Raw genomic sequence first — 13,201 nt, 5'->3', positions numbered from 1 at the left:
TCGGTTCATGTTGCCCCCAGCGGGGCCCGGACCGACACACGGCCGCCCAAGCCGGCCTGCACGCTCCTGACCTGCCCAAATGGGTACGCCCCTCCGAGCCGTGACGGCTCGGAGGGGCGTTTTATGTGGTTCAGCCCCACCCGATCAGGCGAAGCAGTCCAAAACGTTGAAGCAGTTGGTCGGGCGGTTGGCAGTGACGGCGGACTCGTCGTCCAGCGTCACGGTGCCGCCGATGCTGTTGAAGATGCCCCCCGGCTCAAGGGTGGAGAAGTTGTGCGCCACCTTCGTCCGGTGGAGCGTGACCTCGCCGCCCTCGGTGTTGAGGATGCCGCCGCCGCGGCCGAACGGACCGACGGCCCGGTTGCCCGACACCTCGCTGTCGCGCAGCGTGGTGACGCTCTCCTCGTTGAAGAGGCCGGCGCCGGAGAAGCCCGCGGTGTTGTCGTTGATCCTGCTGTTCTCGATCGTCGCAACGCTGTCGTTGGTCACGGCCAGGCCGCCACCCGAGCGACCGGCGCTGTTCTTGACCACCGTGGCGTCCTTGAGGTTGAGCTGGCTGTCGACCACCGCGACGCCACCACCGTCGAGCAGCGCGGTGTTGTCACTGACCGTCGTCTGGTGCAACGTCGTGGTGCCCTCGACATCCAGTACGCCGCCGCCGAAGCCGAGCGTCTCGTTGTCGGTGACCTCGCTCTTGTAGACCCAGACCGAGCCGCCGTCGACGTTCTCGGTGAAGATGTCGGCAGCGCCGTTGGAGATGCCGCCGCCGCCGATGATGCCGGTGTTGTCCTTGATCTTCGACTCGTCGACCTGGAGTACGCCAGCGTTGAAGATGCCGCCGCCAAAGAAGAAGGCGGTGTTGTGCGCGACAGTCGTCTTGCTGAGCCTGGTGCTGCCGAAGTTGGCCAGCCCGCCGCCGTTGCCGCCGGACTGGTTGTAGAGCAACTCGCTGTCCAGGATCTCCGCGCGACCACCGGGCTGCACCAGCACCCCGGCGCCGTCGGTGAACCCAGGCTGCTCGACCAGCGGCACGACCGCCGTACCGGCACTCACCGGCTTCGCCGCCGCGGCTACCGGCTTGGCAGTGGCGGCCTTGGTGGCAGTCGGGGCGGCCTTGGTTGCTGCCACTGCGGGCTTGGCCGGCACTGCTTTCGCGGCCGGCTTTGCGGGCGCTGCCTTGGCGGTGGCCTTTGCGGGCGCTGCCTTTGCGGCGGTCTTCGCGGCCGGCTTGGCGGCGGTTGCTGCCGGCTTCGCTGCCGCTGGCTTGGCTCCAGGCGCGGCAGCGGTCGCCGACTTCGCGGCGGGCGCCGCCGCTGCCGGCGGCTGGGCCACGGTCGAGCGGACCTGGGCCGAGTACGGCGCCCAGACCGTCGCCGGGTCGGCGGTCATCGGGGATTGGAGGGTCTGGCCACCCCTGATGCTCAGGCCCTTGAGTGTGAGGTGCCCGCCAGCGCCGACGTTGAGGATGCGGAAGTAGTCGGCAGTGGCCTCGCGACCGATGGTGGTGTGTTCACCCTTGAGGGTGATGTGCTCGGTGATCACCGGGAGGCCGTTGCCGTCCTGGTTGCGAGTCAGGGTGTAGGTGCAGCCCCTGGCCAGCTCCAACACGCCGCCGTTCTCGTTGTTGGCGAACGTGATCGCCTGGATCAGCTTGTCGGAGTCGCACGGGATCTGCTTGGTGCGGTCCTTCTCGTCGTCCTTGCCGTCCTTGCCGTCCTCGCGGTCCTTGCCATTCTTGCCGGACCGGTCGTCGAAGCCGCTCCAGTCGTCGCCGCTCCAGTCGTCGCCGCTCCAGTCGTCGTCCTGACCGCCGTCGTCCTTGGCGCCGCCCTTGTCCGCGCCGCCGTCGTCGCTGGCGTTCTGCCGGTTGGTCGACGGCTGCGCGTCCGACACCTGGTCGGCCTTCGGCTTGTCGTCCCGAGCGGCGACGCCGCCGAGGGCCGCCAGGCCGACCACGCCGGTCAGCCCGGCTACGCCGGCGACCCAGAGCGCTCGCCTTCGCCGTGTTGGCGGAGCCGTCGAGGCCCCGCCGTCGGTACTCGTTACGTCGTTGGACATCAGAGCCTTCCGCCCTTTCCTGCTACCAGACGGGATCGCACCGCCCCAGGCGCCACGACCAGCTACAAATGGGTTGTAGCCTCTGATCCACACCGTATGAGAACCATCTTCGCGATGCGGACTTATCCGAGACAACCACGCATTTGGCGCAGGTCAGGCGAGGGCGGCCATCCAGTCCGGGCCGGCAGAAAGGGCCCGTGCAGCGCACACACCGAACGGTGCCGGCCCCCTCGGCGGATCACGACAGAAACCCCTGGCCGCCAGCCCCTCAAGAAGGGGCGGGCGGCCAGGGGTGGGCGGGCCAGGGAGCGGGGCTTGATCCGTCAGCCCCGGCAGAACAGACGGCTCAGCCGGGCAGGCGGGGGCCGGCTTCGCGCTGCTCGGCCAGCCAGGTCTCCACCTCGTCGGAGGTGCGGGGCAGCCCGGCCGACAGGTTGACCGCGCCCGTCGCGGTGACCAGCACGTCGTCCTCGATCCGGATGCCCACACCGCGCAGCTCGGCGGGGATTAGCTCGTCCTCCGGCTGGAAGTACAGACCGGGCTCGACGGTGAGCACGTAGCCCTCGCCCAGCGCGCCGTCGCGGTAGGTCTCCTTGCGGGCGTTGGAGCAGTCGTGCACGTCGATGCCGAGCATGTGGCCGAAGCCGTGCAGCGTCCACCGCCGGTAGACGGTCGACTTCTCGTCCATCGCCTCGTCCACGCTCACCGGCAGCAGACCCAACTCGGACAGGCCCTCGGCGAGCACCCGCATGCAGGTCAGGTGGACGTCCTTGAACTTGACCCCGGGGCGGATGGCCTCGATGCCGGCCTGCTGCGAGGCGTACACGATGTCGTAGACCTGGCGCTGTAGCGCGGTGAACCGGCCACTCACCGGCAGGACCCGGGTGACGTCGGCGGTGTAGAGGTTGCGGCCCTCGACGCCCATGTCCATCAGCAGCAGGTCACCCGGTCGGGTGGCGCCGTGGTTGTGCACCCAGTGCAGGATCGTGGCGTGCTCGCCGGCACCGACGATCGACCCGTACCCGACGTCGTTGCCGTCGTGGCGGGCCCGCAGCGCGAAGACGCCCTCCAGCAGCCGCTCGGAGACCGCCCGGTCGGCCGGCAGGATCCGGGCGACGTCCTCGAAGCCGCGTACGGTGGCGTCGATCGCGTCCTGGAGTTGGCCGATCTCCCACTCGTCCTTGACCAGCTTCATCTCCGAGATGGCGATCGCCAGCTCGCGGTCCCGGGCCGGCTGGCCCTCGGCGCGGGGCCCGTCGTACTGGCGGACGGCCGCGTCCACCTGGGCGTCGAAACCGCGCAACACCCGGGTACGCCCCGGAGCCAGGTCGGCTAGCGTCGCCTCCAGGCCGGTCAGGTCGGCGGTGGGCAGGCCCAGCTCGGTCGACTTCTCGCCGAGGGTGTGCCGCCGGCCCACCCACAGCTCGCCGTTGCGGCTGCGGAAGAACTCGTCGGTCTCCCGGGAGGACCGGGGCCGCATGTACAGCGTCGCGTCGTGCCCCGAGCCGTTCGGGCGCAGCACCAGCACGCTGTCGGCGTCGTGGTCGCCGGTCAGGTAGGCGAAGTCACTGCCCGGCCGGAACGGGTAGTCGGTGTCGTTGGCCCGGACCTTCTCGGTGCCGGTGGGGATCACCAGGGTCTCGCCGGGGAAGGCCGCCGAGAGGGCCGCCCGCCGCTTGGCGTAGTTGGGCGTCTCCGGGCGGGGCGTCACGGGAAGTGCGGTGTCGCTCCAGCCCTGCCGCATGAAGGACAGGAACGCCTCCGGGAAGTCCGGATCGTGCGATTCCGTACCGTCCGTCGGCGTACCGTCGGTCTGTCCCTCGGTCATTGCGCCGCTCCCTCCGCTTCGTTGCTGGTCCCGACGGTACCGCGCGTCCGGTTGGCGGTGACGCCCCCTGTGAGTCGGGTGGATCGACGGACGGCTGCGAGGGCCGACAGCGCGCGTGGAAAGATGGCCACCATGTGCGGACTTCTGGCCTTCTTCAGCGCGAACGGCAACGCCGCCGCGCATCGCGACCACATCGCCGGAGCGTTGGAATGCCTGCACCACCGCGGCCCCGACGAGACAGGGGTCGAGGTGGTCGGCGACGCCTCCGGCCGGTACGCGGACGGCGTGTTCGCCCACAAGCGGCTGGCCATCATCGACGTCGCGTCGAGTCACGAGCCACTGCCCTACGCGAACGGCCGTTACCTGCTGACCTTCAACGGCGAGATCTACAACTACATCGAGCTGCGCGAGGAGCTGATCAGAAACTTCGGTGCCCAGTTCGCCACCGCCGGTGACGGCGAGGTGATCGTCGCGGGCTACCACTTCTGGGGTGAGCAGGTGCTCACCCGACTTCGGGGCATGTTCGCCTTCGTCATCTGGGACCGGCAGGAGCGCCGGGCGTTCGGTGCCCGCGACTACTTCGGCATCAAGCCGATGCACTACCTGGAGACCGCCGACGGCCTCTACCTGGCCTCGGAGAAGAAGGCGCTGCTGCCGTTCGCGCACAGCAACTACCAGGGCGACGCGGGCGTCGACACGGCGAACCTGAGCCACTACCTGACCCTGCAGTACGTCCCCGAGCCCGGCACCCTTCACAAGGGCATCAGCCGGATCGGCTCCGGGGAGTACCTGAACTGGACCCCGGGCGGCCGGATCGACGTGCGCCGGTGGTACCGGCCGGTGTTCCGGCCGGCGCCGGTCGACGACGAGCAGAAGCTCTACCACGAGATCCGCGAGACGCTGCGGGAGAGCGTGCGCATGCACATGCGCTCCGACGTGCCGGTCGGCTCGTTCCTGTCCAGTGGCATCGACTCCACAGCGGTGGTGGCGCTGGCGCGGGAGTTCAACCCGAACATCCTGACCTTCACCGTCGGCTACGACGTGCCGGGTTACTCGGAGATCGACGTCGCCCAGGATTCGGCCCGGCACCTCGACGTCACCACGATTCCCACCAAGATCGGTCCGCAGGACATGATCGACGCGCTGCCGAAGATCGTCTGGCACCTGGACGACCCGGTGGCCGACCCGGCGCTGGTGCCGCTCTACTTCGTGGCCAAGAAGGCCGCCGAGCACGTCACCGTTGTGCTCTCCGGTGAGGGCGCGGACGAGTTCTTCGGCGGTTACACGATCTACCGGGAGCCGTTGTCGCTGGGCACCGTCAACGGTCTGCCCGGCGGTGTGCAGAAGGGGCTGCGCGCGGTCTCCAAGGCGATCCCGCAGGGGGTCAAGGGCAAGAGCTTCCTGGAGCGTGGCACCACTCCGATCGAGGAGCGTTACTACGGCAACGCCCGGATGTTCACCGAGGAGGAGAAGCAGCACCTGATGCGCCGCTACGACCCCTCGGTGCGCTACACCGACGTCACCGCCCCGATCTACGCCGAGTGCACCGAGCTCGACGACGTCACCAAGATGCAGTACGTCGACCTCTACACCTGGCTGCGCGGCGACATCCTGGTCAAGGCCGACCGGATCTCGATGTCGCACTCGCTGGAGGTGCGGGTGCCGTTCCTCGACCGTGAGGTCTTCGACGTCGCGGCGAAGATCCCGGTCGATCTGAAGCTGCCGCCGCGCTCCGACGCCACCAAGTACGCGATGCGTCAGGCATTGCAGGGTGTCGTGCCGCCGGCCATCGTCAACCGCAAGAAGTTGGGCTTCCCGACCCCCACCCGGGTCTGGCTGCGCGGCGAGATGTACGAGTGGGCCCGGCACGTGCTCAGCACCTCGGGCGCGGGTGACCTGCTGGACCTGTCGTACGCGCTGCGGCTGCTCGACGCGCACAAGCGGGAGGAGGCCGACCACTCCCGCAAGGTGTGGACCGTGCTGATCTTCTGCATCTGGCACGCGATCTTCGTGGCCAAGACCCTCGACCCGGGAATCCAGCGCAACCAGTCCGCCCTGCTCACCAAGCCAGTGGTCGGCTCCATGGTCCGCTGACCCCTGCCCCACCCCGCAGACCCCTGCCCCACCCTGTTGACCCCTGCCCCACCCTGTTGATCAAGAGGTTTGCGTCATCCGGAGCGTTTCCGGTGACGCAAACCTCTTGATCATTTCAGGGTGAAGCAGGTGGTGGTGGTGGTGGGTGTTAGCGGCGGGCGCAGGTGACTGTGGGGAGCCCGTTGGTTCCTGTGGAACTCGCTAGGAAGCCGAACGTTGTGGTGCCGTTCGGTGCGACTGTGCCGTTGTAACCGACGTTCGTCGCCGTCACCGTCGAGCCGGACGATGTCTGGGTGGCACCCCAGATCTGACTGATCGCCTGCCCGTTGGGCCAGGTCCAGTTCGCTGTCCAACCGGAGAACGGCGTACTGCCGTGGTTCATGATCGTGACATCGCCCTGGAAACCGCCCTGCCAGGTGCTGGACACCTTGTAGGTGGCCATGCAGTCACCGCCGGACGGCGGCGGGGTGGTCGGGTCGGTCGGCGGATCCGTCGGGTCGGTCGGCGGATCGGTCGGCGGATCGGTCGGGTCGGTCGGCGTACCGCCCGGGCCCACACCGGTGACCTGGCCGCTGCCGCCGTCGAAGGTCACGTCGGAGCAGCCGAAGAAGTTCTCCTGCGAGTCCGAGCGGACCCAGCGGGAGTAGATGATGTGCCGGCCACTCTTCCCCGACGGCAGGTTGCCGCTGAAGTAGTAGTGCCCGTCGTTGCTGCCGACCGAGCCGCGCTGCGGCGGGTTGGTCACCGTCAGGAACGGCTCCTCCAGGTCACTCCAGGCCAGCGCCCGGGTCGGGCTCCAGCTGTTCTTGGTGACGTAGAAGTAGAACGTGCCCGGGTGGTGCGCCCAGTTGCTGTACTTGAAGTCCAACCGCGCCCCGGCGGTCAGGTGGGTCAGCGGCCAGTCGGTGCGCGGCAGGTCGTAGCCGCGGAAACCGGTTGCGCCGCCGCTGCACAGTTGCCCGTCCGGGATGAAGCCGGTGGTCCGGCCGCCAGCGTCGGAGCGCAGCACGCTGAACCAGTTGTACAGCGAGTTCGCCCCGCTCTGGGCCACGGCCGCGGAGCAAGCAGGGTTGTTCGGCCTGATCTCACCGGTCTGGCTGCGGCCGTCCTGCCAGCACAGGTACGTGCGGCTGCCCGGCGTCATCGCCGCGCCGTGCGCGGCGGCCGGCTGAGGGTTGGACGCCAGGGCGACTGCGCCCAGCGCGAGGGTCGTGGCCGCGGTGAGCAATACGGCCATACGGGAACGGTTCACGGGTTCTCCTGACTCGCGAGGGGCGCTGGCTGAGCCGCCCCGCCGCAATCGGGTGGGATGTGGCGTGATCGCCTCGCTGTCGTGAGCGGTGCGACGATCACGGCGACGTGCCCCGGCGGAAAACAGCCAGTGGACGTGCGCCGTCGACGGTCCTGTCCGGGACCGGTGCCCTCGCGTCTAACCAACCCGGCAACCGGGGGGCGCCCGCAGCCCTCGCACCGCCCGGTATGCGTCATCCCATCACGCCGGGCGGCCGAGCGCAATAGGCATTCCTCGATGCATGAGAACACCCGCCGGTCGTCGTTGAACGCCATATCCTGCGTACGGGGAGCGGGAACGGAGAGGCGGCAGCCGGTGCCGGACGTGTTCGACGAGGTGCACCGCCGGTGCCGCGACGGCGAGCCGGTCGCGCTGGCCACAGTGGTGGCCACCTGGCACTCCGCCCCGCAGCCACCCGGTGCCGCCATGGTGGTCGCGACCGACGGCACCGTCACCGGCAGTGTCTCCGGAGGCTGCGTCGAGGCGGATCTCTACGAACGGGCCCGTCGTGTGCTCGACACCGGCCAACCCGAGCTGTGCCGCTACGGGATCGGCGACGACGACGCGTACGCCGTGGGCCTGACCTGCGGCGGCATCCTCGACGTGTTCGTGGAGCGCGTCGACGCGAGCGCCCTGCCGGCTCTGGACGCGGTCGCCGCAGCCCGCCGCAGCGGCCGCCCGGCGGCGATCGTCACCTGCGTGGCAGCCGACGCCAACGACGATCCACCCGCCGATGCCGGCACGTCTCCGGGCGCCGGACCGACCGACCCGGCCCGACGGCGTGGCCGTCGGCTGGTGCTGACCGGCCAACGGTCCGTCGGCTCGCTCGGCGACGACCGGCTCGACGACGCCGCCAGTGCCGACGCTCTCGGGCTGCTCGCCGCCGGACGCAGCGGCATGCTCCGGTACGGGTACCACGGGCAGCGCCGAGGCGGCGGCGTCAGCCTCTTCGTGACCGCGTACGCCACCCCGCCCCGCATGATCGTCTTCGGGGCGATCGACTTCGCCGCCGCGGTGGCCCGGATCGGCGCGTTCCTCGGCTACCGGGTCACCGTCTGCGACGCCCGGCCGGTCTTCGCCACCGCGCGGCGCTTTCCCGAGGCGGACGAGGTGGTGGTGCAGTGGCCGCACCGCTACCTGCGTACCGAGTTGGCGGCCGATCGGCTCGACGAGCGGACGGTGCTGTGCGTGCTCACCCACGACCCCAGGTTCGACGTGCCGTTGCTGGAGCTGGCGCTGCGCCACCCGCTGGCGTACGTCGGCGCGATGGGCTCACGGCGCACCCACGACGAGCGACACAAGCTGCTGAGCGAGGCGGGGCTCAGCCCGGCGCAGCTCGCCCGGCTCGCCTCCCCGATCGGGTTGGATCTCGGTGGTCGTACCCCCGAGGAGACCGCCGTGAGTGTGGCCGCGCAGATCGTCGCGGCCCGGTGGGGCGGTACCGGCCGCCCCCTCGCGGTGCTCGACGGGCCGATCCACCAGCCGGGGTAGCGCGCACGTCGGTGCCTGGCCTTCGGCGCCCATCGGGGCGCGCGCTGTGCCAGCCTGGTGCCACGGAGATCGGCTCGGCGACCGGCGGCCGGTGGCGACGACGAGAGGATCGGCATGGGATACGCGGTGGTGATCGGTGAAGCGCTCGTCGACCTGCTCGACAGCGAGCTCGACGGGGAGCGGGTCTACCGGCAGGCCATCGGCGGCGGGCCGCTGAACGTCGCCGTCGGGGTGGCCCGACTCGGCGGTGCGGCACAGTTCGTCGGCTCGCTCGGTGACGACGCGCTGGGCGGCCGGATCCGCGACTTCCTCACCGCTGCCGACGTCGGGGTGGCAGGTGCGATCACGGTCCCCGCGCCGACCACGCTCGCTGTGGTCACGTACGCCGGGCCCGAACCGGACTTCCGTTTCTACGGCGAGCCGGCCTCCTACGGACTGCTCGGCCCCGACGATCTGGACCTGGCGTTGCTGGAGGGTGCCGACGTGCTCTACTGCGGCTCGATAGTGCTGCTCCGACCCGACACGCTGGCGGCCGCCCGCCGTGCCTGGTCGCTCGCCCCCGGCCTGCGGGTCTTCGACCCGAACGTCCGCCCTCGGCTGCTGAACGGGCCGGCCGCGCTGGAAGGGCTGCGCGAGGTGGTGGCCGAGTTCGCCGCCGGCGCGCACCTGGTCAAGCTGAGTGCCGCCGACGCTGTGCTGCTCTATCCCGGTGAGCCGGTCGAGGGGGTGGCGGCGTACCTGCGGGAGTTGGGGGCGGCCACCGTGGTGGTGACGCTCGGCGCGGCCGGTGCGGTGCTGGCCGCCGCCGACGCCGACCCGGTCCGGGTGCCCGCCCCCAAGGTTACCGCGATCGACGCCACCGGCGCTGGTGACTCCGTGATGGCCGCGCTGATCGCCGACCTGCTCCGCGACGGCGAGCCGGCGGTCCCGTCGGGCTGGGCCGACCGCGTCGCCTTCGCGCTGCGGGTCGCCGGCCTGGTCTGCGAATCCCCGGGCGGTGCCACCGCCATGCCCACCCGCACCGCCGTCCAAAACCGCTTCAACACCTAACCCCCCCGCCCCGCCCCGCCCCGCCCCACCCCCACCCCCACCCGCGCGTCGATCTTGCAGTTTCGGTCGACGTTTGGTCCGCTTTGCTCGCCTTTGACGGCGCAGAAAGTGCAAGATCGCGGCAGCAAGGGGGGCGGGGTGGGGCGGGGAGCGTTGGTTGACCTCGGGGTTTGTGAGCGTTAACATCGACGAATCACGATGGAAACGTGGGCATCGTCGGGAGGCTCTGATGCGGGTGGTTCTGGTACCTCTGGTGTTCCGCCGCGTCGCGGCCCTTTTGGCCCTGCTTCTCGTGGCCGCCGGGATGGTCGTCGCCGACCCGCCGGAGCGGGCAGCCGCGTGGGACAACGGGGTGGCCGACACCCCGCCGATGGGGTGGAACAGCTACGACTCGTTCAACTGGAGCGTCACCGAGGCCGACGTCCGGGCCAACGCCGACTACATGGGCACCAACCTGCGGCAGTTCGGTTGGGAGTACGTGGTGATCGACTGGGCCTGGTACTACCCCGGTCGGCACAACAACAGCCCCAACCAGGACGCGAACCTGCAACCCCGGCTCCGGATGGACGCCAACGGACGGCTGCTGCCGGACACCACCCGGTTCCCCTCCGCCGCCGGTGAGAACGGGTTCAAGCCGCTCGCCGACTACGTCCACGCGAAGGGGCTGAAGTTCGGCGTCCACCTGATGCGCGGCATTCCCCGCCAGGCGGTCGCCGACAACGTCCCGATCCTCGGCACGACCTGCCGCGCCAACCAGATCAACAACACCACCACCGCGAACTGGCTCAACCTGATGTGGGGCCTGAACATGTCCAACCCCTGCGCGCAGACCTACCTGGACTCGATGTTCCAGTTGCTGGCGTCCTGGGGGGTCGACTACGTGAAGGTGGACGACATCGCCGCCCCGACGTACCGGCAGTCGGAGGTCGAGGGATACCGACTGGCCATCCAGCGCAGCGGCCGCCCGATGGTGCTGAGCCTGTCGCCCGGCCCGACCTCGCTGGCCAGCGGCGCACACGTCCAGGCCAACGCGCACATGTGGCGGATCGTCAACGACCTGTGGGACAACTGGTCGTCGGTGGACGCGCTCTTCGACCAACTGCGCAACTGGACCCCGTACCGCACCACCGGCGCCTGGCCCGACGCCGACATGATCCCGATCGGCCGGCTCTCCAAGTACGGGCCGGTCGGCTCGCCGCGATACTCCAACCTGACCCCCGACGAGCAGCGCACCCTGATGTCACTCTGGGCGATCAATCGGGCACCACTGATGTGGGGTGGCAACCTGGTCGAGAACCGTGCCGCGGAGCTGGCGTTGATGACCAACGCCGCGGTCATCGGGGTCAACCAGAACAGCGCTAACAACCGTCAGCTCTACGGTGGCAGCCGGCAGGTGTGGGTCGCCGACGTGCCGGGCAGCGACGATCGGTACGTCGCCCTGTTCAACCGGGACGGCAGCGCGGGGCAGGTGTCGGTGAACCTCGCCGACCTCGGAATCGGAGCGGCCGCCGTGACCGACCTGTGGTCCGGCGCGGCCCTCGGCACGGTGACCGGCACCCTCACCCGGTCGCTTGCGGCCCACGGTTCCGGGCTGTACCGGCTGACCCCGGACACCACTGTGCCGGTGCCGACCACCCACACCCTCGCCGCGCGGCACAGCGGCAAGCTGTTGGACGTCTACAACAACGCGACCACCGACGGTGCCGAGATGGTGCAGTGGGCCGCGAACGGTCAGCCCAACCAGCGGTGGCGCTTCCAGGACGCGGGCGGCGGCTACCAGACGGTGGTCAGCGTGCACAGCGGCAAGTGCCTCGACGTCAACGGTGGCGCGACCGCTACCGCGGACGGGGTCCGCGTGATCCAGTGGGGCTGCAACGGCGGCACCAACCAGCAGTGGCGCGTACAGGATGTCGGCTCGGGGTACGTGCAGCTCGTCGCCCGGCACAGCGGCAAGTGCCTGGAGGTGCTCAACGCCGCCACCACCGACGGTGCCCGCCTGGCCCAGTGGACGTGCGGCACCGGCACCCACCAGCAGTGGCGGCGTACCGCGGCGTAGAACCGGGTTAGCCCGTGCCGGTCAGTTCCTGGTAGCCGCGGTGGGCGGCGACCAGGGCCGGGCGGGCCCCGAAGGGTGCCTCGGCGGCCACCCGCTCCGGCGGGGCGCTGCCGGTGTGCCCGGCCCGGATCAGCCAGGCCAGCTTCGCCAGCTCCGCGTGCTGGGCCCGGACGAAGTCGACGTCCACCGGGTCGCCGTGGCCCGGGATCACCACGGTGCGCGCGGTGGTCAGCCGCAGCAGGTCCGCGACCGCGTCCGGCCACTGCAGGGGGTACGAGTCCTCGAAGGCGGGCGGGCCGCTCTGCTCCACCAGGTCCCCGGCCACCAACACGTCGGCGTCCGGCACGTGAACCACCAGGTCGGCCTCGGTGTGCCCCCGCCCCGGGTGGCGCAGCAGCACCCGTCGACCACCCAGGTCGAGGACCGTCTCGACGTGCACTGTGTGCGTGGGGGCGAGCAGCGGGGTGTCGGCCAGCTCGGCGGCGAGCGCCGGGTGCTCCGTGCGCAACTCCTCGTACGCCTCCCGGCGCAGCCGCTCCGGCTCCTCGCGCAGGGCGGCGGCGGCCAGGTCGTGCGCGTACACCGGGCGGGGTGGGTCGCCGGCCAGGACGGCGTTGCCGAAGCAGTGGTCGTAGTGGTGGTGGGTGTTGACCAGCGTCAACGGACGGTCGGTGACCGCCCGGACGGCAGCGGCCAGCTCGGTGGCCTGGGCGGCCGAGGAGAGCGTGTCCACCAGTAGCGCCTCGTCGTCGCCGACGACCAGAGTGACGTTGACCCGCAGCAGCGGTTCGGCCAGCACATGCACCCGGTCGGCGACCTCGACGAAACCGGCGTTCACGACGCCCGCCCGGCCCGTTCGACGAAGCGTCCCCGGTCGACCAGGATCCGGTCCACCCGGCCCCGAGCCACCGTCTGGTCGCCGTCGCTGACAGTGACCTCGAACGACAGCCGGCGACCGTCGACGGTCGCCAGCAGCGCCTGCGCGCGGACCGTCCGGCCGACCACTGTCGGCGCCAGGTGCTCCAACTCGACCCGCGTGCCCACTGTCGTCGAACCGGGCGGCATCCCGGTCGCCGTCGCCGCGACGGTGGCCGCCTCGGCCAGCGCCAGCACCCGGGGAGTGCCCAGCACCGGTACGTCACCGGAACCGACCGCCTGGGCGGTGTCCGCGTCGGTGACTGTCAACTCGATCTGGGCGGTCAGACCCGGCGCGAAGGCCGGCTCGGGCTGCTCCTGCATGGTCGTCAGCCTAGGTGCTCGCTGGACGCGACGAGCACGCGCCCGACGATCCGGGCGCGACCACCCCCGACGTGCAACGGGTGGTCCCCGTCCG

The 13,201-nt window shown here is 70.5% G+C and carries 9 protein-coding genes; 4 read left to right on the top strand and 5 right to left on the bottom strand.

Annotation, left to right across the window (positions count from 1 at the left end; translation table 11 throughout):
* Positions 1-144: 144 nt before the first annotated feature.
* Both NIE111_RS01315 and NIE111_RS01310 read right to left on the bottom strand, forming a co-directional pair.
* Positions 145-2,058 (bottom strand): hypothetical protein, encoded by a 1,914-nt coding sequence (locus NIE111_RS01315; protein WP_238682637.1) that lies wholly within the window; start codon positions 2,056-2,058, stop codon positions 145-147.
* Positions 2,059-2,404: 346 nt separating this feature from the next.
* A complete protein-coding gene (locus NIE111_RS01310; RefSeq protein ID WP_238682636.1) occupies positions 2,405-3,886 on the bottom strand; it encodes an aminopeptidase P family protein in 1,482 nt (493 codons plus the stop codon).
* Positions 3,887-4,018: 132 nt separating this feature from the next.
* On the opposite strand from NIE111_RS01310, the gene asnB reads away from it, so the two are divergent.
* A complete protein-coding gene (gene asnB, locus NIE111_RS01305) occupies positions 4,019-5,980 on the top strand; it encodes an asparagine synthase (glutamine-hydrolyzing) (protein WP_238682635.1) in 1,962 nt (653 codons plus the stop codon).
* A 148-nt stretch (positions 5,981-6,128) separates the two neighbouring features.
* On the opposite strand, the gene NIE111_RS01300 is transcribed toward asnB, so the two are convergent.
* A complete protein-coding gene (locus NIE111_RS01300) occupies positions 6,129-7,217 on the bottom strand; it encodes a lytic polysaccharide monooxygenase (RefSeq protein ID WP_238682686.1) in 1,089 nt (362 codons plus the stop codon).
* Between the two features lie 369 nt (positions 7,218-7,586).
* On the opposite strand from NIE111_RS01300, the gene NIE111_RS01295 reads away from it, so the two are divergent.
* From NIE111_RS01295 to NIE111_RS01285, 3 genes are all read left to right on the top strand, one after another.
* Positions 7,587-8,762 carry an XdhC family protein gene (locus NIE111_RS01295; protein WP_238682634.1) on the top strand — a complete coding sequence of 392 codons (1,176 nt, stop codon included), beginning with the start codon at positions 7,587-7,589 and terminating at the stop codon, positions 8,760-8,762.
* 114 nt (positions 8,763-8,876) lie between these two features.
* A complete protein-coding gene (locus tag NIE111_RS01290; protein WP_238682633.1) occupies positions 8,877-9,812 on the top strand; it encodes a carbohydrate kinase family protein in 936 nt (311 codons plus the stop codon).
* A gap of 229 nt (positions 9,813-10,041) precedes the next feature.
* A complete protein-coding gene (locus tag NIE111_RS01285) occupies positions 10,042-11,868 on the top strand; it encodes an alpha-galactosidase (protein WP_238682632.1) in 1,827 nt (608 codons plus the stop codon).
* A 7-nt stretch (positions 11,869-11,875) separates the two neighbouring features.
* Here the strand turns inward: NIE111_RS01285 and NIE111_RS01280 are convergent, their stop codons facing one another.
* A complete protein-coding gene (locus NIE111_RS01280) occupies positions 11,876-12,706 on the bottom strand; it encodes an MBL fold metallo-hydrolase (protein WP_238682631.1) in 831 nt (276 codons plus the stop codon).
* Positions 12,703-13,107, bottom strand: coding sequence for a thioesterase family protein (locus NIE111_RS01275; RefSeq protein WP_238682630.1), 405 nt, complete (start codon positions 13,105-13,107; stop codon positions 12,703-12,705). Before NIE111_RS01275 ends, NIE111_RS01280 begins: the two co-directional genes overlap by 4 nt.
* Between the last annotated feature and the right edge of the window lie 94 nt (positions 13,108-13,201).

This window comes from Micromonospora hortensis (assembly GCF_022230935.1).
In the GTDB taxonomy this organism is placed as follows: domain Bacteria; phylum Actinomycetota; class Actinomycetes; order Mycobacteriales; family Micromonosporaceae; genus Micromonospora; species Micromonospora hortensis.
This window is presented reverse-complemented; position numbering and strand designations above follow the sequence as displayed.